25 protein-coding genes are annotated in these 24364 nt (G+C 72.0%); 17 read left to right on the forward strand and 8 right to left on the reverse strand.

Annotated features, from left to right (window positions below; genetic code table 11):
* Positions 1-50 precede the first annotated feature (50 nt).
* Positions 51-1430: an amino acid permease gene (locus AMYTH_RS0134335; RefSeq protein WP_027934023.1), complete on the forward strand. Its 1380-nt coding sequence runs from the start codon at positions 51-53 to the stop codon at positions 1428-1430.
* Here AMYTH_RS0134335 and AMYTH_RS0134340 read toward each other — a convergent pair.
* Complete coding sequence (locus tag AMYTH_RS0134340; RefSeq protein ID WP_027934024.1) at positions 1414-2607, reverse strand: PQQ-dependent sugar dehydrogenase; 1194 nt, start codon at positions 2605-2607, stop codon at positions 1414-1416. The genes AMYTH_RS0134335 and AMYTH_RS0134340 overlap by 17 nt on opposite strands.
* 4 nt (positions 2608-2611) lie before the next feature.
* A complete protein-coding gene (locus AMYTH_RS0134345) occupies positions 2612-3163 on the reverse strand; it encodes a GNAT family N-acetyltransferase (RefSeq protein ID WP_017984884.1) in 552 nt (183 codons plus the stop codon).
* 96 nt (positions 3164-3259) lie between these two features.
* Here AMYTH_RS0134345 and AMYTH_RS0134350 point away from each other — a divergent pair, with 96 nt between their 5' ends.
* Together AMYTH_RS0134350 and AMYTH_RS0134355 are read left to right on the forward strand one after the other, a co-directional pair.
* The gene (locus tag AMYTH_RS0134350) at positions 3260-3817 is read left to right on the forward strand and encodes a class I SAM-dependent methyltransferase (protein WP_027934025.1); all 558 of its coding nucleotides are present in this window, start codon (positions 3260-3262) and stop codon (positions 3815-3817) included.
* Positions 3814-4284, forward strand: coding sequence for a DedA family protein (locus AMYTH_RS0134355; RefSeq protein ID WP_027934026.1), 471 nt, complete (start codon positions 3814-3816; stop codon positions 4282-4284). Before AMYTH_RS0134350 ends, AMYTH_RS0134355 begins: the two co-directional genes overlap by 4 nt.
* On the opposite strand, the gene AMYTH_RS0134360 is transcribed toward AMYTH_RS0134355, so the two are convergent.
* Positions 4274-5038: a helix-turn-helix transcriptional regulator gene (locus AMYTH_RS0134360; RefSeq protein ID WP_027934027.1), complete on the reverse strand. Its 765-nt coding sequence runs from the start codon at positions 5036-5038 to the stop codon at positions 4274-4276. The genes AMYTH_RS0134355 and AMYTH_RS0134360 overlap by 11 nt on opposite strands.
* A gap of 49 nt (positions 5039-5087) precedes the next feature.
* Between AMYTH_RS0134360 and AMYTH_RS49240 the strand changes: the two genes are divergently transcribed.
* From AMYTH_RS49240 to AMYTH_RS0134390, 6 genes are read left to right on the forward strand one after another with little or no spacing between them, the layout of a single operon-like run.
* A complete protein-coding gene (locus tag AMYTH_RS49240; RefSeq protein ID WP_148085724.1) occupies positions 5088-5276 on the forward strand; it encodes a hypothetical protein in 189 nt (62 codons plus the stop codon).
* Between the two features lie 52 nt (positions 5277-5328).
* The gene (locus AMYTH_RS0134370; protein WP_027934028.1) at positions 5329-6258 is read left to right on the forward strand and encodes an LLM class flavin-dependent oxidoreductase; all 930 of its coding nucleotides are present in this window, start codon (positions 5329-5331) and stop codon (positions 6256-6258) included.
* Positions 6259-6313: 55 nt separating this feature from the next.
* On the forward strand, positions 6314-9883 hold the full coding sequence (gene mfd / locus AMYTH_RS0134375; protein WP_084022875.1) for a transcription-repair coupling factor: 3570 nt from the start codon (positions 6314-6316) through the stop codon (positions 9881-9883).
* An 8-nt stretch (positions 9884-9891) separates the two neighbouring features.
* On the forward strand, positions 9892-10176 hold the full coding sequence (locus AMYTH_RS0134380; RefSeq protein ID WP_027934030.1) for a GNAT family N-acetyltransferase: 285 nt from the start codon (positions 9892-9894) through the stop codon (positions 10174-10176).
* Positions 10177-10227: 51 nt separating this feature from the next.
* Positions 10228-11208, forward strand: coding sequence for a hypothetical protein (locus AMYTH_RS0134385; protein WP_228685072.1), 981 nt, complete (start codon positions 10228-10230; stop codon positions 11206-11208).
* Positions 11205-12161 (forward strand): MazG family protein, encoded by a 957-nt coding sequence (locus tag AMYTH_RS0134390; protein ID WP_027934032.1) that lies wholly within the window; start codon positions 11205-11207, stop codon positions 12159-12161. The genes AMYTH_RS0134385 and AMYTH_RS0134390 overlap by 4 nt, the downstream gene beginning before the upstream one ends.
* Here the strand turns inward: AMYTH_RS0134390 and efeB are convergent.
* Genes efeB through efeU form a run of 3 tightly spaced genes read right to left on the reverse strand, consistent with a single transcriptional unit; the run spans position 12134 to position 15344 of the window.
* Positions 12134-13381 (reverse strand): iron uptake transporter deferrochelatase/peroxidase subunit, encoded by a 1248-nt coding sequence (efeB, locus tag AMYTH_RS0134395; protein WP_027934033.1) that lies wholly within the window; start codon positions 13379-13381, stop codon positions 12134-12136. The genes AMYTH_RS0134390 and efeB overlap by 28 nt on opposite strands.
* Entirely contained in the window at positions 13378-14508 is a 1131-nt protein-coding gene (efeO, locus tag AMYTH_RS0134400) for an iron uptake system protein EfeO (RefSeq protein ID WP_027934034.1), read from the reverse strand. Before efeO ends, efeB begins: the two co-directional genes overlap by 4 nt.
* On the reverse strand, positions 14505-15344 hold the full coding sequence (gene efeU / locus AMYTH_RS0134405) for an iron uptake transporter permease EfeU (RefSeq protein WP_027934035.1): 840 nt from the start codon (positions 15342-15344) through the stop codon (positions 14505-14507). Before efeU ends, efeO begins: the two co-directional genes overlap by 4 nt.
* A gap of 200 nt (positions 15345-15544) precedes the next feature.
* On the opposite strand from efeU, the gene AMYTH_RS0134410 reads away from it, so the two are divergent.
* The gene (locus AMYTH_RS0134410) at positions 15545-16213 is read left to right on the forward strand and encodes a lysozyme family protein (protein WP_027934036.1); all 669 of its coding nucleotides are present in this window, start codon (positions 15545-15547) and stop codon (positions 16211-16213) included.
* Between the two features lie 110 nt (positions 16214-16323).
* On the opposite strand, the gene AMYTH_RS0134415 is transcribed toward AMYTH_RS0134410, so the two are convergent.
* Positions 16324-16728: a tetratricopeptide repeat protein gene (locus AMYTH_RS0134415; protein ID WP_017984871.1), complete on the reverse strand. Its 405-nt coding sequence runs from the start codon at positions 16726-16728 to the stop codon at positions 16324-16326.
* Between the two features lie 84 nt (positions 16729-16812).
* Here AMYTH_RS0134415 and AMYTH_RS0134420 point away from each other — a divergent pair, with 84 nt between their 5' ends.
* The 7 genes from AMYTH_RS0134420 (at position 16813) to AMYTH_RS0134450 (ending at position 24009) form a co-directional block, all read left to right on the forward strand.
* Positions 16813-17265 (forward strand): VOC family protein, encoded by a 453-nt coding sequence (locus AMYTH_RS0134420; RefSeq protein ID WP_017984870.1) that lies wholly within the window; start codon positions 16813-16815, stop codon positions 17263-17265.
* Positions 17266-17343: 78 nt separating this feature from the next.
* Positions 17344-18630, forward strand: a complete 1287-nt coding sequence (gene eno / locus AMYTH_RS0134425; RefSeq protein ID WP_017984869.1) for a phosphopyruvate hydratase — start codon at positions 17344-17346, stop codon at positions 18628-18630.
* 33 nt (positions 18631-18663) lie between these two features.
* Positions 18664-19182, forward strand: a complete 519-nt coding sequence (locus AMYTH_RS0134430) for an FtsB family cell division protein (protein ID WP_084022732.1) — start codon at positions 18664-18666, stop codon at positions 19180-19182.
* 27 nt (positions 19183-19209) lie between these two features.
* The gene (locus AMYTH_RS0134435) at positions 19210-19716 is read left to right on the forward strand and encodes a DUF501 domain-containing protein (protein WP_017984867.1); all 507 of its coding nucleotides are present in this window, start codon (positions 19210-19212) and stop codon (positions 19714-19716) included.
* A gap of 421 nt (positions 19717-20137) precedes the next feature.
* Entirely contained in the window at positions 20138-21229 is a 1092-nt protein-coding gene (locus AMYTH_RS0134440) for a lytic transglycosylase domain-containing protein (protein WP_228685074.1), read from the forward strand.
* A 9-nt stretch (positions 21230-21238) separates the two neighbouring features.
* On the forward strand, positions 21239-22192 hold the full coding sequence (locus tag AMYTH_RS0134445) for a Ppx/GppA phosphatase family protein (RefSeq protein ID WP_027934039.1): 954 nt from the start codon (positions 21239-21241) through the stop codon (positions 22190-22192).
* Positions 22193-22287: 95 nt separating this feature from the next.
* Complete coding sequence (locus tag AMYTH_RS0134450; protein WP_431907926.1) at positions 22288-24009, forward strand: S8 family serine peptidase; 1722 nt, start codon at positions 22288-22290, stop codon at positions 24007-24009.
* A 46-nt stretch (positions 24010-24055) separates the two neighbouring features.
* Here AMYTH_RS0134450 and AMYTH_RS0134455 read toward each other — a convergent pair whose 3' ends face one another.
* Positions 24056-24265 (reverse strand): hypothetical protein, encoded by a 210-nt coding sequence (locus AMYTH_RS0134455; RefSeq protein ID WP_027934041.1) that lies wholly within the window; start codon positions 24263-24265, stop codon positions 24056-24058.
* Between the last annotated feature and the right edge of the window lie 99 nt (positions 24266-24364).

Below are 24364 nucleotides of genomic sequence, written 5' to 3' on the forward strand. Positions count from 1 at the left end.
GCCCGCGGACCCCGTCGTTAGGGTCTGGACCAGCCGTGGACGGGAGGGGTATGAGCGACCAGGGAACCGACGAGGGTTACGCCAGGGGCCTGAAGAACCGCCAGATCAGCATGATGGCGATCGGCGGCGCGATCGGGACGGGCCTGTTCCTCGGGGCGGGTGCGGCGATCGAGACGTCCGGGCCGGCGCTGATCGCCTCCTACGCCGTCGCGGGCGTGGTCATCTTCCTGATCATGCGCGCGCTCGGCGAGCTGCTGATGTACCGGCCGGTGTCGCGCAGTTTCGTCGACTACGCCGAGGAGTTCGTCGGCCGCTTCGCCGGGTTCGCCACCGGCTGGGTCTACTGGCTGATGTGGGTGGTCACCGCGATGGCCGAGATCACCGCGGCCGGGATCTACGTGCAGTACTGGTTCCCGGACATCCCGCAGTGGGTCACCGCGGCGGTTGTGCTCGGGCTGTTGTTCCTGGCCAACCTGATCTCGGTCAAGGTGTTCGGCGAGTTCGAGTTCTGGTTCTCGATGATCAAGGTGGTGACGATCGTCGGGGCGATCGTGCTCGGCCTCGCGGTCATCGTGTTCGGCATCGGGCCCGCCGGGGAGCACGCGACGTTCGCGCACCTGGTCAGCGACGGCGGGTTCCTGCCACACGGCGCGGGCAGCGCGCTGCTTGCGCTGCAGAGCGTCATGTTCGCCTACCTCGGCGTCGAGCTGATCGGGCTGACCGCGGGCGAGGCGGAGAACCCGCGGGTCGTGCTGCCGAAGGCGATCAACAGCGTCATGGTGCGGATCGGGGTGTTCTACGTCGGCGCGCTGGTGGTGCTGCTGTCGCTGGTGCCGTGGACCGAGTTCCACGACGGCGAGAGCCCGTTCGTGCGGGCCTTTGACGCGGTCGGCATCCACGGTGCCGCCGGGATCATCCAGTTCGTCGTGCTGACCGCGGCGCTGTCGTCGTGCAACTCGGGCATCTACTCGACCGGCCGGATGCTGCGCACCCTCGCCGTGCACCGGTCGGCGCCCGCCGCGTTCGGCAAACTGTCGAAGCGGCAGGTGCCCGCGGCGAGCATCACGGCGTCGGCGATCGTCATGGCGGCCGGCATCCTGATCAACGCGGTCGTGCCGGAGAAGGCGTTCGCCTACATCACCAGCGTCGCCACCGTCGGGGTGCTGTGGACGTGGGGCGTGATCGTGGTGTGCCAGCTGGTCTACCGCCGCCGCAGTGACCGCGGCGAGCTGCCCGCCTCGGAGTTCCGCATGCCCGGCGCGCCGTGGACCGGGTACCTCGCGCTGGCGTTCCTCGCGCTGGTCGTGGTGCTGCTCGGGTTCGGCGAGGACACCCGGGTGGCCCTCTACGTCACGCCGATCGTGGCGGTGGTCATCGGTGTGGGCTACCTGCTGAGCAACCGGCCGTCGCGCGTCAAGCAGCGGGCGTGATGCGCAGGAGCTTGTCGTCGTTGCCGTCCGAGGTGGTCACGTACAAGGCGCCGTCCGGGCCGCTGCGCACCGCGCGCAGCCGTCCGTACGTGTCGTCGAACTCGGCCGGCAGGTAGACCTCGGTGACCGCGCCCGCCTGGTCCACCGTGAACATCAGCATCTTCTGGCCCTTGAGCGCCACCACGGCGAGCCTGCCGTCCAGCGCGCCCCACTGCGGCCCGGACACGAACGCCGCGCCGCAGATCGCCTCGGTGATGTCCCCGGAGGTCCACAGTGGCCGGACGGCGTCCGGGAACCGCTGCAGGTCCGTCATCGGCACGTCCTCGTCGTAGGAGTCGACGGTGCCGCCCTGCGACGGGTCCCAGCCGTAGTTGCCGCCGGGGCGGATCAGGTTGATCTCGTCGTCGAACGTCGGCCCGTGCTCGCCCGTGAAGATCTGCCCGGTGCCCGGCCGCACCGCCACGCCCTGGATGTTGCGGTGCCCGTAGCTGTAGATCCGCTGCTCGTTCGGGTCGGCCGAGGAGATGAACGGGTTGTCCGGCAGCGGCGCGCCGGTGTTCAGGTCGACGCGCAGTACCTTGCCGCCGAGGCTGTGCCGGTCCTGCGAGACGTCCGGCCGCGCGGTGTCGCCGGTGCCGACGAGCAGCGCCCCGTCCGCGGCGATCTCCGGGCGGCACCCGGAGTGGCGGCCGCTCTGGTTGACCGGTAGCCCGGTCAGCAGGTCCCGCACCTTCGTCGCGCTGCGCTCGTCCGCCGACAGCGTCCAGGTGACCAGCCGGATGTCGACCGCGCGGCCGCCCTCCTGGTGCGTCTGGCAGGTGGTGAACCGGCGGCTGGCGGCGAAGTCCGGGTGCACGACCATCCCCATCAGACCGCCCTCGCCACGCGCCCACACATCGGAGAAGTCGGCCTGGACCTGGGTGACCGCGGTGCCGCGGACCAGCGCGAGCCGCCCCGGCCGCTGGGTGACGAGTATCGAACCGCCGGGCAGGAACCCGACGTCCCAGCCGTGCTGCAGCCCGCCGGTCACGACGTCCACCTTCAGCGCGAGGCTCTGCCCGCTGACCGTGGTGGGCGCGGCGACCGTGGTCGGGGTCGACGGCAGGTCCTGGGCGGGCGAAGACGAGCAAGCCGTGACGGCCAGGACGGCGAGCAGTACGGCCCCGATGCGGCGCATGGGATCATTGTGCCGGTTGTCCGGTGAAGTCCGGGTCTTGATCGCGGGTTTCCGTGCGGTAGATCGTCAGGCCGCGCCGCTGGTAGTTGGCCAGCGCGGCGGGCTGCCCGTCGAGCGTGCAGGTGTGCACCCACACCCGCCTGATCGGCTCCGCGCCCGGCCGGCGCTCCGGCAGGTCCCACGCCCGCCGCAGCGCCACGGTCAGCAGGTGCCCGCCGATCCCGCGGCCGGTGAACGCGGGCAGCAGCCCGAAGTAGGCCAGTTCCACCTCGCCCGGCTTGGTGCCGTCCAGTTCGGCGAACCCGGCCGGTGTGCCGCGCACGTACGCCACCCAGGTCTCGTAACCGGGCTGCGCCAGCAGGTCCAGCCACCGCTGCCGGTCCCAGCCGAGCCGGTCGGTCCACTGCCAGTCGCCGCCGACGGTGGTGTAGAGGAAGCGGTTGAACTCCGGGCTCGGCACCTCGGCGCGGGTGATGGCGACCGGCTCGCCCGGCGCCGCGGACGGCCGGATCGCGGCCGGGTCCGTCTGCTCCAGGTACCAGGTGGTGATCTCCACGTCCCGATCGTCCCACGGCGATCTCCTGCTGGAGGAGGAGAACGTGCGGCCGCGATGCCGAGGTGTCCGGGCGGTGGCGTTCCTAGCGTCGGAGACATGTCCATCACCAGGGAATTCCTCCGGGCCCCCGCGCACACCGGCGCGATCGCGGCCAGCTCCCGGCGCCTGGCGTCGGCCGTGGTCGCCGGGATCGGCGTGGAACGGGCGGCGCACGTCGTCGAACTCGGGCCCGGCACCGGGGTGTTCACCGAAGCCCTGCTCACCCGGCTGGGTCCCGGCGCGCGGCTGACCGCGGTCGAGGTCAACCCGCGGCTGGCCGAGGCGCTCGCACAGCGGCACGAGCGCGTCGAGGTGATCACCGGGTCGGCCGAGCACCTGGCCCGGCACGTGCGCACGGCGGACGTGGTGGTGTCCGGGCTGCCGTGGGCGCTGTTCCCGCGCGCCCGGCAGGAGCGCGTCCTCGACCAGGTTGGCGAGGTCCTCGTACCGGGTGGGCGGTTCGCGACCTTCGCCTACCTGCACGCCGCGTGGCTGCCCGCCGCCAGGCGGTTCGAGGCCGCGCTGGCCCGGCGGTTCGGGTTCGTCGGCCGCAGCCGGGTGGTGTGGGGCAACCTGCCGCCCGCCTTCGTGCACCGAGCGGCCGTGACGCCGTGATCGACGCCATCGCCACCCTCCCGCCCGCGCTGGTCTACCTGGTCGCGGCGGCGGTGATCGCCGCGGAAACCGCGCTGCTGCCGGGAATCGTGCTGCCCACTTTGTCGACGCTGCTGCTCGTCGGCTTCCTCGCCGGGCAGGGCACGGTGAACCTGTGGCTGGCGATGGCGGTCGTCGCGGCCGCGGCCGTGTTCGGCGATCAGCTGGCCTACCTGGAGGGGCGCAGGCTGGGGCGGCGGATCAGGTCGGCCCGCTGGCGCCGGGTCGAGTCGCGCATCGCGCGGTACGGGGTGGTGGCGGTGTTCGCGGCGCGGTTCCTCGCCGGGGCACGGACGCTGATGCCGCGGGTGGCCGGCGCGGCGGCGGTGCCGTACCCGCGGTTCCTGGTGGTGAGCATGACCGCGGCGGTGGTGTGGGTGGTGGCCGCGCTGCTGGTGGGCAAGGCGGGCGGGTCGCTCATCGGGTGAGGATGTGCGCGGTCTCGTCGTCGGCGGGCAGGAACGTCTCCAGGCGCAGCTCCGACACCGTGACGTCGACCGCGGTGGCGAACGTGGTGATCGCGGTGAGCAGCCGCATCTCGCCCCGGGAGGTGCGCAGGACCAGCGGCACGGCGAACCCGAGGTGGTCGGCGTCCAGGTTCGGCGGCCCGGGCAGGTAGCCCTCCAGCTCGGCGAGCAGTTCGGCGTGGCGGGGGTGGGGGGCCTTGGCGTGTTCCTGCCGCGGCCGCTCCAGCACGTGGCGCGCCCAGTCGTCGAAGTTCCCGATGCGCGGCGCCATCCCATGCGGGTGCAGGGCCAGGCGCAGCACGTTGACCGGCGGTTCGAGCAGCTCGGGCGCGGCGCCCTCGGTGAGGACGTCCGCGGCCTTGTTGGTCGCGACCAGGTCGCCGAACCGGTCCACCACGATCGCCGGGTACGGCTCGTGCCCGTCGAGGAGCCGCTCCAGCGCGTCGAGCACCGGCCGCAGCGCCGGATCTGACAGGTCGGTCTCCGGATAGGTCGGGGCGTACCCGGCGCTGAGCAGGAGCGCGTTGCGTTCGCGCAGCGGCAGTTGCAGCGACTCGGCCACGCGCACGACCATGCCGCGTCCCGGCACCGACCGGCCGCTCTCCATGAAGCTGACGTGCCGCTGCGTCGTGCCCGCGCGGAGGGCGAGTTCGAGCTGGGACAGGCGCCGCCGGGTGCGCCAGTCCTTGAGGGCACTTCCAAAAGCCGTCGTCACCCCGCATGCTTACTACCGGGGGTGCGTCGCCCGCCATTCCCGGCGGGGAATGACCGACTGGAGGTGCCGGGTGCCCGAGCGGTTCACCGACGAAGAGCTGGCCTTCCTCCGGTTCGCGCGGTTCGGCGAGTTGCCGCCGCGCGTGCTGCCCGACGACCTGGTGGAGGTCGTCGAGACCGAGCAGCCCGACCTGCCGGTGCGGCAGCCGTTCGAGATCGGGCCCGGCGGCCCCGCCTGATCATTCCCGGGCGGGAATTGCTGCCAGCGCGCCCCGGCGACACCGTGAGCGCATGCAGATCGGACTACTCCTGCCCGCCGGGCAGGCCCAGCTCGCGGCCGGCGGCTCGGTCACCGACATCGTGGACATCGCCGTGCGCGCCGAGCGCCTCGGTTTCGACTCGGTCTGGGCGGGCGACTCGCTGTCGCGCGCCAGGGTCGAGCCGCTGACCCTGCTCACCGCCGTCGCGCAGGCCACCGAAACCGTGCGGCTCGGCACCGCGACCCTCATCCCCGCCTACCGCCACCCGGCGCAGGCCGCCCTCACGATCTCCTCGCTCGACCTCGTCTCCGGCGGACGGCTGATCATCGGCGTCGGCGCCGGGTTCCCGGGCCGCAGCGAGCACGAGTTCGACCTGGTCGGCGTGGACTTCAAGACCCGCTTCTCGTACCTCGACGACACCGTGGCGCTGTGGAAGCAGCTGTGGACCGGCCACCCGGAGTCCTTCCACGGCAAGGTCCTGCACTACGACTGGCTGCCCGAGGTGCCGCGCCCCGCCCAGCCCGGCGGCCCGCCGGTCTGGCTCGGCGGCATCACCCCGGCCGCGCTGCGCCGCGCCGGGAAACTGTACGACGGCTGGCTGCCGTACCCGCCCGACCCGGCCGACTACGCGAGCGGCCTGGCCACCATCGGCGAGCAGGGCCGCGACGTCACGCCCGCCCTCTTCGCGACCGTCCACCTCGGCGGGGGGACGGCGGCGCTGGAGGAGTACTGCCAGGCCACCTACCAGGCGCCACTCGACTGGGTGGGAAAGATCCAGGTGATGATCACCGGCGGCCCGGACGAGGTGATCGCCCAGCTCAGGCGCTTCGCCGAGGCCGGGGCCCGGCACATCCTGCTGCGCATCGCGGCGCTCGATCCGCGCGAGATCGACCACCAGCTCGCGGGACTCGCCGAAATTTTGTCGCCCCTGCGACGTACCCTGGAACACGAGAGCCCCTGATCCCTCCGCCAGCCCGGGCAGGGGTGTGCCCGCGTGCTCCAGGGAGATCGTTTTCGTGTCCGACCCGCAGTTGTCCGGCCTGCTCTCCGCCGTCCTGCCCGACCCCGCCCTGCGCGCGGTGATCGAGCGGGCCGGCGCGCCCCTGCTGGAACTCTCCGGCGCCACGGCCACCCGCCAGCTGGTGGTCGCCGCGCTGGCGTCCGACGCCGGGGCGGGCCGCCCGGTGCTGGCCGTCACCGCCACCGGCCGCGAGGCCGAGGAGCTGACGGCCGCGCTCGCGAGCCTGATCGGCGCCGACGCGGTGGCCGACTTCCCGTCCTGGGAGACGCTGCCGCACGAACGCCTGTCCCCGCGCGCGGACACCGTCGGCCGCCGCCTGGACGTGCTGCACCGCCTGCACACCGACCGCGCCCCGCGCGTGGTGGTGGCCACGGTCCGCAGCCTGATCCAGCCGATGGCGCCGGGGCTTGGCAGCCTCGCGCCGGTCGAGCTGCGCGTCGGCGAGGAGGAGGAGTTCGAGCCGCTGCTGGAGCGGCTGGTCGAGCTGGCCTACACGCGCGTGGACATGGTCGAGAAGCGCGGCGAGTTCGCCGTCCGCGGCGGCATCCTGGACATCTTCCCGCCGACGGCCGACCACCCGTACCGGGTCGAGTTCTGGGGCGACGAGGTCAGCGAGGTCCGCGCGTTCGCGGTGTCGGACCAGCGGTCGCTGCCCGGCGAGTTGTCCTCCGTCTACGCCCCGCCGTGCCGGGAGCTGCTGTTCACGCCGGACGTGAAGGCCCGCGCCGGCGAGCTGGCCGAGCAGTACGAGGCCGACGCGCAGCTGGCCGAGATGCTCACCAAGCTGGCCGGCGGCATCCCGGTCGAGGGCATGGAGGCCCTCATCCCGGTGCTGTGCGAGGGCGAGCTGGAGCTGCTCACCGACGCGATGCCGGAGGGCACGCACGTCGTGCTGGCCGACCCGGAGAAGATCCGCGCCCGCGCCGCCGACCTGGTGCGCACCGGGCAGGAGTTCCTGGAAGCGTCCTGGATGTCTGCCGCCGGGGGAGGTCAGGCGCCGATCGACCTGGGCGCGTCGGCGTACCGCAACCTCGAAGAGGTCGCCAAGCACGCCGGCGAGACCGGCCGTCCGTGGTGGACGCTGTCGCAGCTGACCAGCGAGGACGCCGACGTCATCCGCATCGGCGTGGAGGCCTCGCCCGCCTACCGCGGTGACCTGGAGCGCGCGGTCGCCGACCTGCGGGCGCACCTGGCGGCGGACGGCACCGCGGTGCTCGTGGTGGCCGGGCACGGCACCGCCGCCCGCGCGGTGGAGCAGCTGTCCACGGCCGGGATCTCCGCGACCCACGCCGCGGACGGCTTGCTCGACCAGCCCGCGCCGGGCATCGTCACGGTCGCCTGCGGTGGCCTCGCCGAGGGGTTCGTCGCTCCCGAGCTGCGGCTGGTCGTGCTCACCGAGGCCGACCTGACCGGCCGCGGCGCCACCGCCGGCTCGGCGACGCGCGACCTGGGCACGAAGATGCCCTCCCGCCGCCGCAACGCGGTCGACCCGCTGGCGCTCAGGCCCGGCGACTACGTGGTGCACGATCAGCACGGCATCGGCCGGTTCGTGGAGATGGTGCAGCGCACCGTCGGCGGCGCCACCCGCGAGTACCTGGTGCTGGAGTACGCCTCGTCCAAGCGCGGCCACCCGGGCGACCGGCTGTACGTGCCGAGCGACCAGCTCGACGAGGTGTCCCGCTACGTCGGCGGCGAGCTGCCCACGCTGAACAAGCTGGGCGGCTCGGACTGGAAGAACACCAAGGCCAAGGCGCGCAAGGCGGTCAAGGAGATCGCGGCCGAGCTGGTGCAGCTCTACGCGGCCCGCCAGGCCTCGCCCGGCCACCCGTTCGGGCCGGACACGCCGTGGCAGCGCGAGCTGGAGGACGCGTTCCCGTTCACCGAGACCAACGACCAGCTCGCCGCGATCGACGAGGTCAAGGCGGACATGGAGCGCGGCGTGCCGATGGACCGCGTCATCTGCGGTGACGTCGGCTACGGCAAGACCGAGATCGCGGTGCGCGCGGCGTTCAAGGCGGTGCAGGACGGCAAGCAGGTCGCGGTGCTGGTGCCGACCACCCTGCTCGCGCAGCAGCACCTGAACACGTTCGCCGGCCGGATGGCGTCGTTCCCGGTGACCATCAAGGGCTTGTCCCGGTTCACCGACAAGATCGAGGCGGAGGCGACGCTGGCCGGGCTCGCCGACGGCACCGTCGACATCGTGATCGGCACGCACCGCCTGCTGCAGACCGGCATTCGCTACAAGGACCTGGGCCTGGTCATCGTCGACGAGGAGCAGCGGTTCGGCGTCGAGCACAAGGAGCACATCAAGGCGCTGCGCACGCACGTCGACGTGCTGACCATGTCGGCCACGCCGATCCCGCGCACGCTGGAGATGTCGCTGGCCGGCATCCGTGAGATGTCCACGATCCTGACCCCGCCGGAGGACCGGCACCCGATCTTGACCTACGTCGGCGCGTACGACGACAAGCAGGTGGCCGCCGCCATCCGGCGCGAGCTGCTGCGCGACGGCCAGGTGTTCTACGTGCACAACCGGGTGTCCTCGATCGAGAAGGCGGCGCGCCGGATCCGCGAGCTGGTGCCCGAGGCGCGGGTGGTCACCGCGCACGGCCAGATGAACGAGGAGAAGCTCGAAAAGATCATCCAGGGCTTCTGGGAGCGCGAGTACGACGTGCTGGTCTGCACGACGATCGTGGAAACCGGCCTGGACATCTCGAACGCGAACACGCTCATCGTCGAGCGCGGCGACCTGCTCGGGCTGGCGCAGCTGCACCAGCTGCGCGGCCGCGTCGGGCGCGGGCGGGAGCGCGGCTACGCGTACTTCCTGTACCCGCCGGAGAGCCCGCTGACCGAGACCGCGCACGACCGGCTCGCGACGATCGCGCAGAACACCGAGCTGGGCGCGGGCATGGCGGTCGCGATGAAGGACCTGGAGATCCGCGGCGCCGGGAACATCCTCGGCGCCGAGCAGTCCGGGCACATCGCGGGCGTCGGGTTCGACCTGTACGTGCGGCTGGTCGGCGAGGCGGTCGACGTGTTCCGCCGCAGCGCCGGCGAGGCGCCCGCCGAGGAGGAGGAGCTGCGCGAGGTCCGCGTCGACCTGCCGGTGGACGCGCACATCCCGCACGACTACGTCCCCGGCGAGCGGCTGCGCCTGGAGGCCTACCGCAAGATCGCGGCCGCGGTGGACGACGACGAGCTGCGCGCGGTCGAGGAGGAGCTGATCGACCGTTACGGCCAGCCGCCCGCTCCGGTGCAGCGGCTGCTCGCGGTGGCGCGGTTCCGGCACGTCTGCCGCTCGGCGGGCGTCACCGAGGTTTCCGCACAGGGCAACAACATCCGCTTCGCGCCGCTGGAGCTGATGGACTCGCAGATGGTGCGGCTGAAGCGGCTGTACCCGAAGGCGAACTACAAGGCCGCGATGCGGATGGTGACGGTGCCGAAGCCGACCGAAGGCCCGGCGGGCGGCCGCATGGGCGCGCCCGCGCTGCGTGACGACGCATTGCTGGACTGGTGCACCAAGCTACTGATCAACTTGACCAAGAAACCCGCCCCCGTCGGTTAGGAGACGCCGTGGTCACGCGGAACGAAGAGAAGAGCCGCTACGAGATCTTCGTCGAGGACAAGCTGGGCGGGTTCGCCGAGTACCGCGAGCGCGGCGACAACGTGATCTTCACGCACACCGAGATCGACGACGCGTTCTCCGGACAGGGCCTCGGCTCGAAGCTCGCCAAGGCGGCCGTCGAGGACGTGGTGGAGCGCGGCAAGACGATCGTGCCGCTGTGCCCGTTCATCGCGGCGTACCTGCGCAAGCACCCCGAGCACGACGCGCACGTGCGGTGGCCGCAGGGGCAGTGAGGTTCGCCCGTTCGGGTCCGGTATGAGAGGGTACGCGGTGTGATGCGGATCATGGGTCGCTCCCGGTCGCTGCTCGCCGCGCTCGCCGCCTGCCTGCTGCTCGCCGGCTGCGGGTCCGGGCCGAGCCAGGTGGGCTCCGCCGTGATCTTCAGCGACCGCGAGGTCACCGTGGACCAGGTGCAGGACCTGCTGGACAAGGCCGTGCGCGAGCAGCCGGTCGCGCAGCAGCTGTCCCAGCAGCACAAGCTGGACCTGCTCGGCCGCGAGATCGTGCGCCAGCTGGTGGTCCACGACGTCCTCATGCGCGCCGCCCAGCGGGAGGGGCTGGCCGTCGACCCCCGGCTGCTCGACCAGTTCCTCGCCGCCGACCCGCTCGCCGACCCGGTCGACACCGCGGGCGCGGATCCTTCGCAGCTGGCGCAGCAGATCGCCAACCGGGTGCGCGACCACCGCGAGGTGATCACCGACAGCCTGCTGCTGCAGGCGCTGGGGCAGAAGTACCTCGACCGCATGTCGGTCACGTTCGACTACACCTCGGTGTCCTCCGACATCGGTGGTGACCAGCCGCTGGACCGGCGGGAGCGCGCGATCGCCAAGGCCGAGGAGATGGCGCAGAGCCCGACGGCCGCCGCCGAGGTCATCCGGGCCGATGCGGCCGCGGGGGAGCGCACGAGCACCGGCGAGGTGGTGCCGGCCGCGCAAGCCCCGGACCTCGCCACGCTGGTCCTGTTCGGGGTACAGCCCGGCACGGTGGTCGCGTTCCAGCCGAGCCAGGAGCAGGCGGTGTGGATCGTCGCGATCGTGCGGGAGCGGAACCTGAACGCGCCGTCGTCGGGCGAGCAGGTCACGCAGCCGTCGGCGGGGCAGCTCGCGGCCATCGGCCAGCGGCTGCTGCAGCCGTACGTCGAGGAGGCCGGCGTTCGCATCAACCCGCGCTACGGCGTGTGGGATCCTGTGGCCATGAACCTCGCTCCGAGCAGCGCCGAAACCACCGGCGCCGTCGTGCCGGTGAAGGGTGCCGCACAGCCGTGACGGTCGTGCTCCTGCCCTACCCGGACGCCGGGATCCCGCCGGCCGCCGTGCCGTTCCTGCGCAGCGCGCACACCGTGTACGCGTCCGGGATCGACAGTGAGCTGGCCGACCTGCTGGGCGCGAAGCCGGCGCCGGACGACCTGGCCGCCGAGCCGGGCCCGGTGGTGCTGTTCGCCGCGGACGCCGAAGACCCCGCGGTGGCGGCCCTGGTGCGGGCCGGTTCGCGGGTGATCGCCCAGCCCTCCGGCGCGGGTCTGGTCGAGGCCGCGAAGGTGATGGACCGGCTCCGCTCCCCGGGCGGTTGCCCGTGGGACGCCGAGCAGACCCACGACTCGCTGCGGCAGTACCTGGTCGAGGAGACCTACGAGCTGCTGGACGCGATCGAGGAGGGCGACCGCGCCGCGCTGCGCGAGGAGCTGGGCGACGTGCTGCTCCAGGTGCTCTTCCACGCGCGGGTGGCCGCCGAGGACGCCGAGGACCCGTTCGACGTGGACGCGGTGGCGTCCGCGCTGGTCGCCAAGCTGGTCGGGCGGCATCCGCACGTGTTCACCGACGCCGAGCGCGTGCACACCGCGGCGCACCAGCAGGTGCGCTGGGAGGAGCTGAAGCAGGCCGAGAAGCGCCGCGAGTCCAGCGTGGACGGTGTGGCACTCGGGCAGCCCGCGGTGGCGCTGGCGGGCAAGCTGGGGCAGCGCACCGGCCGCGCCGGCCTGCCCGCGGAGCTGTTCCCCGGTGGCGATTCGCCCGCCGAGCAGCTGTTCCGGCTGGCCGCCTCCGCGCGGCGATCCGGGGTCGACCCGGAGGGCGAGCTGCGCGCGGTGGCGAAGCGGTTCGCGGCGGACGTGCGGGCGGCGGAGAAGGCGGCCAGGGCGGCCGGACTGGACCCGGCGGCGATGGACGCCGACGCCTGGCGCGCCCACTGGCCTCAGGCGAACAGCGACTCGCCCCAGTAGCCGGTCTCGGTCACGCCGGGCGGAACCGCGAACAGCGCCGAGCCGGTGTGTTCGACGTACTCCATCATCGAGTCCTTCGCCGACAACGCCTTCTGCATCGGCACGAACTGGGTGCGCGGGTCGCGGTTGAAGCAGATGAAGAACAGGCCCGCTTCGAGGTGCCCGACGCCGTCCGAGCCGTCGACGAAGTTGTAGCCGCGGCGCAGGATCCGGGCCCCGTTCAGGTTCTCCGCCGACGCCAGCCGGATGTGGGCGTCCGTGGCGATCAGCGGTTCGCCGTCCGCGCCACCGACGTGCAGGTCGACCGGGTCAAACTCGGCGGCCTGCCCGAGCGGCGCCCCCGTGCCCTTCGCGCGGCCGACGATCCGCTCCTGCTCGTCCAGCGACGTCCGGTCCCACGTCTCGATGTGCATGCGGATCCGCCGTGCGACCAGGTAGCTGCCGCCCGCCATCCACTCCGGGCCGTCGCCCGGCGCGACCCACACGTGCTGCGCCAGCGCGGCCGGGTCCTCGGCCTTGAGGTTGTTCGTGCCGTCCTTGAAGCCGAACAGGTTCCGCGGTGTCACCTGCGACGTCGACGTCGAGGCGCTGCGCCCGAACCCGAGCTGCGACCAGCGCACCTCGGTGGTGCCGAACCCGATCCGCACCAGGTTGCGCACCGCGTGCACCGCGACCTGCGGGTCGTTCGCGCACGCCTGGATGCAGAGATCACCGCCGCTGCGGGCCGGGTCCAGGTTGTCCTTCGGGAACGCGGGCAGGTCGGCCAGCGCGGCCGGCCGCTTGCCTGCGAGCCCGAAGCGGTCGTCGAACAGCGACGGGCCGAACCCGATCGTCAACGTCAGCGACGCCGCGGGCAGGTCGAGCGCCTCGCCGGTGTCGCCCGGCGGCGCGGCGCCCGCGCCGCCCACCGCGCCACCCTGGACCACTTCCTGCCCGGCGGTCATCCGGCGGGCGGCGTCGGTCCACTTGCGCAGCAACGAAACCAGCTTCGCCCGGTCCTTCGTCGTCACGTCGAGCGCGGCGAAGTGCAGGTGTTCCTGCGCGGGTGTGACGATCCCGGCCTGGTGCTCGCCGTGGAAGGGCACGATCTCCGGCGCGGCCTGCGCTTCCGAAGCGGACAGCGCGTGATCGATCCCGGCGCCGGCCGCCGCGCCGGCTCCGGCGAGAGCGACGCCGGCACCCGCGATCCCCAGCAGCCGGCGGCGGGACACCTGCGTCATTGCGCGACGACCTCCGCGGTCCTGCTCAGCGGTTCGCTCAGCGCGTCCACGGCCGAGGCGAACTCGCGGATCTGGTCCTGGGACAGCTCGGTGTAGTACTTGAACCCGTCGCCGGCGCGCTGCGCGTCGAGCAGGGTCTGCACGTTCTTGAACTGCGCGTCCACTTCGGACACCAACTGCGGGTCGCGTTCGGCCAGCACCGGTCGCAGCGCCTGGATCGCGGCCTCGGAGCCGTCCAGGTTGGCCTGGAAGTCCCACAGGTCGGTGTGCGAGAAGATCTCCTCCTCGCCGGTGATCTTGCCGGTGGCGACCTCGTCGAGCAGTTCCTTGGCGCCGTTGGCCAGGTCAAGCGGTGTGAGCTGGATGGCCTTCGCCTGCGTCACCAGGGTGGTGACATCGGCGACGAGCTTGTCGGCGACCTGCGCGCTGTCGGCCTGCAGCCCGGTGACCCACAGGTCCTTCTCCAGCCGGTGGAAGCCGGTGAACTGCTGGCCCTCTTCGAGGTCGGCCTCGCGGACGTCGATGGCCGGGTCGAGGTCGCCGAACTTCTCCGCGACCGGCTCGATGCGCTCGTAGTAGACGCGGGTCGGCGCGTAGCGGGCCTTGGCGTCGTCGACGTTGCCGGACTTGACGGCGTCGGCGAACTTCTGCGTCTCGGTCAGCAGCGCGTCGCTCTGGCTGGCCACGTAGGTGGCGTAGCTCTTGGTGGCGTCGCCCAGCTTGGTGTTGGCGTCGGCCTGGCGCGTGGCGCCACCGGTGACGGTGAACGCGCCGCGGATGCCGTCCCCGGTCATGCCCGGCTTGCACGCCGTCTGGTAGGTGCCGGCTTCGGGCACCTCGACGGTCAGCTTCCGGGTCAGCCCCGGGGCGATGTTCTCGACCTCACCCATGATCCGGTCGCCCTCGGCGTAGAGGTAGAACTCGGTGACCTTGGTGCCCTTGTTGGTCACTTCGAACGTCACGTTGCCCGCGTTCGCGGTCGTCGCCGACACGGTGCACGCGGTGTCGGTGGCGTCCACCGTGATCGGGCCGCCGGCAGCGGCGTTCTGGTCACCGCCGGAGCAGGCGGACAGTACGAGCAGCGCGCCGAGTCCCGCGGCGGCGAGTGGGGTCTTGCGCAAGGTCACTCCTTGGAACCGGCCACCACGGGGGTGGTCCTGTCTGCGGGCCGCCGCAGGAACAGCGGCAGCACGATCACGACGTAGGCGATCCAGGCGATGGCCTGGAGCACGGTCGTCTGCTGCGAGTAGTTGAAGACGCCCTTGAGCAGCGCGCCGTACCACGAGGTCTCCGGGATGGCGGTGGACGCGTCGAAGGCGAGGGTGTGCAGGCCGGGCAGGAAACCGGCTTCCTGCAGGTCGTGCAGGCCGTAGCCGAGGACACCGGCCGCGACGAACACCAGCAGCACGCCGGTGATCGTGAAGAACTTGCCGAGGTCGAAGCGGATGGCACCGCGGTAGAGGCCGTAGGCGATCGCGACGGCGATGGCGATGCCGACGGCGAACCCGATCAACGGCTGCGTGGTGCCGCCCTGCGCGGTCTGCACGGCGGCGTAGAAGAAGACCGCGGTCTCCAGGCCTTCCCGCCCGACGGCGAGGAAGGACAGCAGCAGGACCGCGAGCGGCCCGACCGCGAGCGCCTCGTCCATCTTGCCGCGCAGTTCGGCCGCGATGCTCTTCGACGCCTTGCGCATCCAGAAGATCATCGCGGTGACGAACCCGACGGCCACGATCGACAGGCTCCCGCCCAGCAGTTCCTGTTGTTCGAACGACAACTGGGCGGTGGTGAAGGTCAGGATCGCGCCGACGCCGATCGAGAGGATCACGGCCGCGGCGATGCCCGGCCAGACCCAGCGCAGCGCCGATCGCCTGCCGGTCTTCACCAGGAAGGCGACGAGGATGCTCACGACGAGGGCGGCCTCCAGGCCTTCCCGGAGGCCGATGAGCAGGCTCGAGAACAACACGGCGGCCTCCCTGGACGCATCGGACGGCTTAGGTTTAGGTAAGGCTCACCTGAAAGTCCACCCCGATCTTGTTCGCCTGAACGGCGTAACCTCGCAAATCCGGCACTACGTATTGTGTTTGCGCAGCTAGCGGGCATGGGAACGGGTCGATAACGAAGTTGTGTGATTCCTCTGGCAGTGGGACTGGATAACCTGTCCGGGTGGCAGAACCCACTCAGCCGGGGGACGCCCGGATCCGGCGGTTTTCCCTGCGCGTCCTCACCGGGGCGGCGGTGGCCGGGACCGGGCTGGTGCTCATCCTGACCATCGGCGTGACGCGCCCCGGCGAGACGCCGCCGCAGACCCAGCCCGCCGCCGCTGCCCGGACCTCGGGGCCTCCGCCCGGCGCGACCGCCCCGCCACCCGGCCGGCTCGCACCGGAGGACCGCCCGCGCGAGTCGGACCTGCGGGCCCTGGACACGTGGTCGAACGAGATCGCCGCGGCGACGAAGCTGCCGGCGCGCCTGCTGGCCGGTTACGGCCGGGCGGAGATGTGGATGCGCGCGGAGTGGTCCGGATGCCACCTGTCGTGGGCGACGCTCGCCGCGATCGGCCAGGCGGAGGCGGTCGGCACCGGTCCGCTCCCGGTCCCGGAGGACAGCTGGAAGCAGTGGTCGGCCAGGGCGACGGGCGACGGAAAGCAGCCGGACCCGAAGGACATCGACGACGCCGCGCTGACCGTGGCGAGATCTCTGTGCTCGACGGGCGCCGACCTGGCCACCCCGCAAGGCTGGTGGGCCGCGATCACCGGCAGCCCCACCCTGGCCCCCGAGGCGCAGCTGATCTTCGACACCGCCACCACACTCGCCCAAGCAGCGCCACGCGCCTGATCTTCGAACCGACGCCGAGCCGGGTGGTCATCCCGGAGCCTGCCCGTCCGGCGAGGACATCCCTTGATCTGTGAAGCCGCGCGAACCCCGGCGAAGACATCAGCCGGCGATCAGCCCTCCTGCAACCGCACCCGCGCATTCACCTCGGACAACGCGTCCTGGTACTCCGGCACCGGGTTCATCGCCCAGGCCATGCGCAGCTGTCCCAGAGCTTCGACCAGCCGTCCCAACCTCTGGAGCGTGCGTCCCAGCACGAAGCGGGCGTAGTGGTCGGACGGATCGAGTTCGAGGACCCGCGTCAGCGCCTGCTCGGCGCGGTTGAGCTGGGCGGAGTGGAAGTAGGCGCGCCCGGCGAGAAGCTGGACGCTCGGCTTGTCCGGTTCGCTTTCCAGCACCGGCTGCAGCGCCTTCAGCGCGTCCAGCGGACGCCGCTTCTCGACGAGATCCTCCGCCTCGCGAAAAGCGTGCAGCGGGTGCCGGCCTGCTGTTCCCCGCGGGGGCTCTGAGTCTTCCATCTTCTGATCGACGTTACCCCCGGAAAGCGCGTTTCGGCAGGGGCGATCAGGGTGGCTCGGGGCGGCATGATGCACTAACCGGTCATGAGCGAAGAACCGCGGTATCTCGGACTCTCGCCCTACCTGTACTACACCGATGCCACGGAGGCGCTCGACTGGCTGGTGCGCGTCTTCGGCTTCACCGAGAAGGTCCGCTACGTGGACGCGTCCGGCCAGGTCTTCCAGGCCGTGGTCGCCGCCGGTGACGCCGAGATCGTGCTCGCCGGGGTCGGCGCCGACTACTGGGAGGCGAAGGGCGTCGACCGCCCGGTCGGGCAGCTCAACGTCGTGTACGTGCCCGACGCCGACGCGCAGCACGAGTACGTCTGCGCGGCGCTCGGGGAGGGCTGCGACGTGCCGCCGCCGCAGGACCAGCCGTACGGGGCGCGGGTGTTCACGGTGCTGGACTGCGGGGGCAACAGCTGGACGTTCTGGCAGCAGATCTCGGACACCGCCGATCTGCCGTCCGGGTGGCAGGAGGTCAGGGCCGACGAGTGACGCGTGCCTCCACCGGGTGAACTGCGATGGCGGCTACGCTGGTCGCGTCTTCGCTGGACAAACCGATGAGGAGCAGTTGTGGCGGTCATTGAGCAGGTAGGCGCGCGCGAGATCCTGGATTCGCGTGGCAACCCGACCGTTGAGGTGGAGGTGGCTCTCGACGACGGCACGCTGGCGCGGGCCGCTGTCCCGTCGGGCGCGTCCACCGGCGAACACGAGGCCGTCGAGCTGCGCGACGGTGACCCCAAGCGCTACAACGGCAAGGGTGTCGAGCGCGCGGTCGCCGCGGTGCTCGACGAGATCGGCCCCGAGCTGGCCGGTGTGGACGCCGTCGACCAGCGGATCGTGGACCAGAAGCTGGTCGACCTGGACGGCACCCCGGACAAGTCGCGGCTGGGCGCGAACGCGCTGCTGGGTGTGTCGCTCGCCGTCGCGAAGGCCGCCGCCGAGTCGGCCGAGCTGGAGCTGTTCCGCTACCTGGGCGGCCCGAACGCGCACGTGCTGCCGGTGCCGATGATGAACATCCTCAACGGTGGCGCGCACGCCGACACCGACGTGGACATCCAGGAGTTCATGATCGCCCCGATCGGCGCGGAGTCCTTCCGCGAGGCGCTGCGCTGGGGCACCGAGGTGTACCACTCGCTCAAGTCGGTGCTGAAGGGCCGCGGCCTGGCCACCGGTCTGGGTGACGAGGGCGGGTTCGCCCCGAGCCTGTCCAGCAACCGCGAGGCGCTGGACCTGATCACCACGGCCATCGAGAAGGCCGGGTACGCCCCGGGCCGGGACATCGCGCTGGCGCTGGACGTCGCCGCCACCGAGTTCTTCTCCGCGGGCTCCTACACGTTCGAGGGCAGCAAGCGCACCGCCGAGCAGATGGGCGCCTACTACCGCGAGTTGGTGGACGCCTACCCGCTCGTGTCGATCGAGGACCCGCTGTCCGAGGACGACTGGGACGGCTGGGTCGCGCTGACCCAGCAGATCGGCGACCGCGTCCAGCTCGTCGGCGACGACCTGTTCGTCACCAACCCGGACCGCCTCGAGGACGGCATCAACCGCGGCGCCGCGAACGCGCTGCTGGTGAAGGTGAACCAGATCGGCACGCTGTCGGAGACGCTCGACGCGATCGCGCTGGCCACGTCCAGCGGCTACAAGTCGATGATGAGCCACCGCTCCGGCGAGACCGAGGACACCACGATCGCCGACCTCGCGGTCGCGACCGGGGTCGGCCAGATCAAGACCGGCGCGCCGGCGCGCAGCGAGCGCGTGGCGAAGTACAACCAGCTGCTGCGCATCGAGGAGACCCTCGGCGACGCCGCCCGGTACGCCGGTGAGCTGGCGTTCCCGCGGTTCTCGGCGGAGAGCTGACCGGCGTAGATGACGCAACGCGGATCCCAGCGCGTGAGGCGCCCCCGGCGCACGGAGGGCTCGTCGGCCCGCCGTACGGAGGGGGCGCCCGCGCGCCGTCCGCAGCTGGCCCGGCGGGTGGCCGCCGGGAAGGCGCGCCTGCGCCGGAGCCAGGGCAAGCCCGGCGCCGGCGCCGCGCGGGTGCTGGGGATGTCCACGACGCGGCGGGCCGCGGTGCTCGCGATCGTGGTGTGCGCGCTGGCGTTCACGGTCGCCGTGCCGTTGCGCACGTACCTCGCGCAGCGCGCCGAGGTGGCCGAACAGGAGCAGCGGCAGGCGCAGCTGCAGCACGACGTGCAACTCCTGGAGCAGCGCAAGGCCGCGGTGTCGGACCCGGCGCAGGTCGAGGCGGAGGCCCGGCGGCGGCTGCGGTACGTCATGCCCGGGGAAACGCCCTACATCGTGCAGCTGCCTGGTGAGGGGGCTGTTGCGCCTGCGGGGGACGCTGCGGATCCGGTGGCCTCCGGGGATGCCGCGTGGTATCAGCAGTTGTGGAGCACCGTCGGCGGCTGACCGCGCGGTGGCTGCGACAATGGGTTCGTGAGCAAGACGGACCTGCCCTCGTTCGAACCGGTCACCGAGGCTGACCGGATCATCATCTCCGAGCAGCTCGGCCGGCCCGCGCGTGCGCTGCGGGCGGTGGCCGCGCGCTGCCCGAGCGGGCACCCGTCCGTCGTGCAGACCAACCCGCGGCTGGAGAACGGCACTCCGTTCCCGACGTTGTACTACCTGACCTGCCCGAGGCTGACGTCGCTGGTCGGCAGGCTGGAGGCGTCCGGGATCATGAAGGAGATGACCGAGCGGCTCGCGGAGGACGCGGAGCTCGCCGCGGCGTACCAGCGGGCCCACGAGTCGTACCTGGCCCAGCGGGACGCGCTGGAGCCGCTCGGACACCAGGTCACGGCGGGCGGCATGCCGGGGCGGGTCAAGTGCCTGCACGTGCACCTCGCCCACAGCCTCGCGATGGGCCCGGGGGTGAACCCGTTCGGCGACGAGACGCTGGAGCTGCTCAAGGCGGACTGGCCCAGCGGCGACTGCGCGAAGTAGCTCCGTCGGCGGTGGGTGCTGGGCGCTGAGCGCGCCTCCGTTGCACGGTCCGTTCAACCCTGCCCACCACCATTGGGCCGTTCGGGCGCAAGCGATCCGCCAATTCGCCTCAAGAGCCACGCGCCCGAAAGCCGTGTAACACCACGACATTCCCACTCGCGCACCCACCATTGGCCACTTCGTGCCAACAAAAACCCGCACCCGCCGCACAAAAACCCCTACCAACGTCGGAACTTCCGGCTAACACTTCTGGCCGGTTCCGGCGATCCCCTTATCGGTAACACGGACTTCACATCCCGCGGTTCAGCATCGGATGTGTCGCCGCTCGGGGAGGGATGAGGATGTGCGCCGGACTCGTGTGAGGGCTGCCCGCCGCAAGGCGCGAAGAATCGGCTTGGCCCACAAGACCACGCTCGCCGCCATGGGGGGTGTCCTCGCCGTGATCCCGGCCGGCCTGGCCGGCGGCGGCACCGAGACCTGGACGGCCGCCACCCCGGTCGACCAGAACCGCGCGATCGGCCCGATCCAGGGCGCGCCGCCGGAGGTCCTGCGCGTCAGCGTCAACGGCGAGCTGCCGAAACCACCGGAACCGGTCCCCGCGGAGGACCTGCCCACCGGCCCTCTCGGCATCCCGGGCACGGCCCTCAAGGCCTACCGCAACGCGGCCGACATGATGACGCTCGAACGCCCGGAGTGCCACATCGACTGGGCCCTGATCGCGAGTATCGGCCGCATCGAGTCCAACCACGCGCGTGGCGGCTACGTCGACGCGAACGGCACCACGCGCGAGCCGATCCTCGGCCCGCAGCTCAACGGCGTCGGCCCGGTGGCCGCGATCCCGGACAGCGACGGCGGCCGCTGGGACCGCGACACGGTGTGGGACCGCGCGGTCGGCCCCACCCAGTTCATCCCGACCACCTGGAACTTCTACGGCGCCGACGGCAACCACGACGGCGTCGCCGACCCGAACAACATCTACGACGCCACCCTGGCCACCGCGCGCTACCTGTGCTCCGGCGGTCTGGACCTCGCCGACCCGGCGCAGCTGCGCGCCGCCATCTACCGCTACAACAACTCCGACGCCTACGTGGAAACGGTGATCCGCTGGGCCGAGGCCTACCGCAGCGGGGTCGCCCTGCTGCCGGACAGCGACGTGCCGGTCGGCGCGCCGTCCGCGACCGCCGTCCCGACCCCGCCACCGGTCACGCCGCCGCCGGCGATCCTCGCGGCGCCGCCGCCCAGCACCCTGCCGTCGCCGTCCGGGCGCACCGACCTGGTCACCACCACGACCACGGGCAGCACCACGACGACGACCACCACCACGACAACGACGACCACGACCACGACCACCCCGCCCCCGGAAACCACGCCGACCTGCGAATCCCCCACGTCGCCGGCCTCGCCGACGTCCACCACGGCGCCGCCCACGTCGGAGACCCCGTCGCCGTGCGCGCCGCCCGAGACGGGCGCGGAGACCTCGACCACGGGTTCGACGACCGGGCCGACCCCGTAGGGTGGGCGCATGCCCCGTGTTGCCGCGATCGACTGTGGAACGAACTCCATCCGTCTGCTGGTGGCCGAGCTGACCGAGCGTCACGACGGCACCTTCGACCTGCGTGACCTGCATCGGGAGATGCGGATCGTGCGGCTCGGGCAGGGCGTGGACGCGACCGGACGGCTGGCGCCCGAGGCGCTGGAGCGCACACGCGCCGCGCTGACGGACTACACCATCGCCGCCCGGCGCAAGGGTGTGGAGAAGGTCCGCATGGTCGCCACGTCGGCGACCCGCGACGCGAGCAACCGCGACGAGTTCTTCGCGATGACGCGCGAGGTCCTCGGCGTCGAGGCCGAGGTGATCTCCGGCGACGAGGAGGCCCGGCTGTCGTTCATGGGCGCGGTCGGCGAGCAGGACCCGGACGACGGCCCGTTCCTGGTGGTCGACGTCGGCGGCGGCTCGACCGAGCTGGTGCTCGGCGAGTGGGACGGCAAGCGCGCCACGGTCACCGCGGCGAAGTCGGTCGACATCGGCTGCGTGCGGATCACCGAGCGCGCGCTGAAGTCGGACCCGCCGATGTCCAACGAGATCGTGGCGGCGCGCGAATTCGCCACCGGCGTGCTGGCCGAGGCGTTCGACGTGGTGGACGTGTCGAAGGCGCGCACCTGGATCGGCGTCGCGGGCACGGTGACCACGTTGTCCGCGGTGGCCCAGGACCTGCCCGAGTACGACTCGGAGCGGACGCACCTGTCGCGCCTGACTCCGGCCGACATCACCCGCGTGTCGGGGCACCTGCTGGAGGCCGACCACGAGGCGCGCGCCGCGAACCCGGTGATCCACCCCGGCCGGGTCGACGTCATCGGCGGCGGCGGGCTGATCGTGCAGATCCTCGCCGAGGAGATCGGACGCCGCGGCGGACCGGCCGAACTGGTGGTCAGCGAGCACGACATCCTCGACGGGATCGCGCTCTCGCTCGCCTGAGCCGCGGCTCCCGCACCCGACGAAGGTAGGGTTTTCGTACCGGATCGGGCGATCCGGAAGGTAGGTTCCTCCTCACCCTGATGAGGAGGAGTTCCTTGAGACGAACCAGGTTGCTCATCGCGGCGCTCGCGGTCCCGCTGATCGGCGGGGCCGTCGTTCTTCCCAGCGCGAGCGCACAACCCGCCGCGCTGTCCGGGCCGACCACGGAGTTCACCGTGCTGGCCTCCGGCGAACAGAGCGTCGCCGCCGCCGAGCAGGCCGTCCGCGCGGCGGGCGGAACCGTGGTGCGGACCAACACGGCGGTCGGCCTGATCACGGCCACCGCCCCGGCGAACGGCTTCGTGCAGCGCGTGTCGGCCGACGACGCGGTCTACGGCGCGGCGAAGGCGACGGCCATCGGCCAGGCGCCCACCGGCAAGGTCGCGCCCAAGCGGTCCGACGTGGAGAAGGAAGGCCGCCAGGCGCCGAAGAGCAGCGGCGCGACGACCGGCGCCACCGGCACCGACCCGCTGGACGACCAGCTGTGGGGCCTCAAGTCGGTGCGCTCGGACATGTCGCGCACCGTGCAGCCGGGCGACAAGCGCGTCAAGGTGGGCATCATCGACACCGGTGTGGACGGCACGCACCCGGACATCGCCCCCAACTTCGACCGCGGCGCGTCCCGCAACTTCACCCGCGACATCCCGACCGACCCGACCGGTGCGGTCGTGGACGGGCCGTGCGAGTTCCGCGGTTGCGTCGACCCGGCCGACCACGACGACAACGGGCACGGCACCCACGTCGCGGGCACGATCGCCGCGGCCGCGGACGGGTTCGGCATCTCCGGGGTCGCGCCGAACGTGACACTGGTGAACCTGCGTGCCGGCCAGGACTCCGGGTTCTTCTTCCTCCAGCCGGTCGTCGACGCGATCACCTACGCCGGTGACGCGGGCGTCGACGTCGTCAACATGAGCTTCTACGTCGACCCGTGGCTCTACAACTGCGCCTCGAACCCGGCGGACTCGGCCGAGCAGCAGCTGGAACAGCGCACGATCACCGAGGCCATGACGCGGGCGATGAACTACGCCTACCGCAAGGGCGTCACCGAGGTCGCGGCGCTGGGCAACCAGCACACCGACCTGGGCGCGCCGCAGCCGGACACGACGAGCCCGGACTACCCGGCGTCGTCGACCCACCCGCGCACGATCGACAACGCGACCTGCCTGTCGCTGCCGGTCGAGGGCCCGCACACCATCGGGGTCTCCGCGTTCGGCCCGTCCGGCGCGAAGGCGGACTACTCGAACTACGGCCTGGAGCAGATCTCGGTGTCCGCGCCGGGCGGCTACTTCCGCGACGGGTTCGGCACGGACTGGTACCGCACGAACGAGAACATGATCCTGTCCGCGTACCCGCGCAACGTGGGTGTCGCCGAGGGCACGATCGACGCGGACGGCAACGTGACCCCCGACGGTGCGGCCGCGGGCGTGCAGAAGGCGGTCACGAAGGACGGCCGGGCGGCCTACTACCAGTTCCTGCAGGGCACGTCGATGGCCACCCCGCACGCGAGCGGCGTGGCGGCGCTGATCGTGTCCGAGTACGGCCGGGCGAGCCGCGGCGGGATCACGATGAGCCCGGACGCGGTGCAGCGGATCATCGAAGCCACGGCGGCGCCGATCGCGTGCCCGGTGCCCGCGACGGTCGACTACCTGGACGAGGGCCGGGACGACTCGTACACCGCGACCTGCCAGGGCAGCCCGTCGTTCAACGGTTTCTACGGCCACGGAGCGGTGGACGCCTACGCCGCGGTGACCAGGGGAGCCGCGTACCTGCGCGGCTGAGGTGGTGACGGAAGGGCCGCTCCCGCACTTGCGGGGGCGGCCCTTCTCACGCTGAGCGGATGTGCGCGTACTGCCACCAGCCGAGGCTGGCGCCGACAGCGAGACCGGCCATGGGAGCGGCGGCTGTGGAGATGCTCACCCAGCCGGCGGCGACGGCCAGCACCGCCGTGAGCAGAGCGACCGTCACCAGGGTCGAGCCGATGCGCAGGCGGCGGCGCATCGAGGCGAGCACCGCCGGGTCCGGTTCCTCCGCCACGCCGGCCGGGTTCCCCGCCTGCCGGGGACCAACTGCTCCGAGTGGAGCAATCTCCACCGTGGTGAGGACCTCCACCGTGCCGCCCCGCCCGCTGAGCGG

It is taken from the genome of Amycolatopsis thermoflava N1165 (genome assembly GCF_000473265.1).
GTDB classification, from domain to species: domain Bacteria; phylum Actinomycetota; class Actinomycetes; order Mycobacteriales; family Pseudonocardiaceae; genus Amycolatopsis_E; species Amycolatopsis_E thermoflava.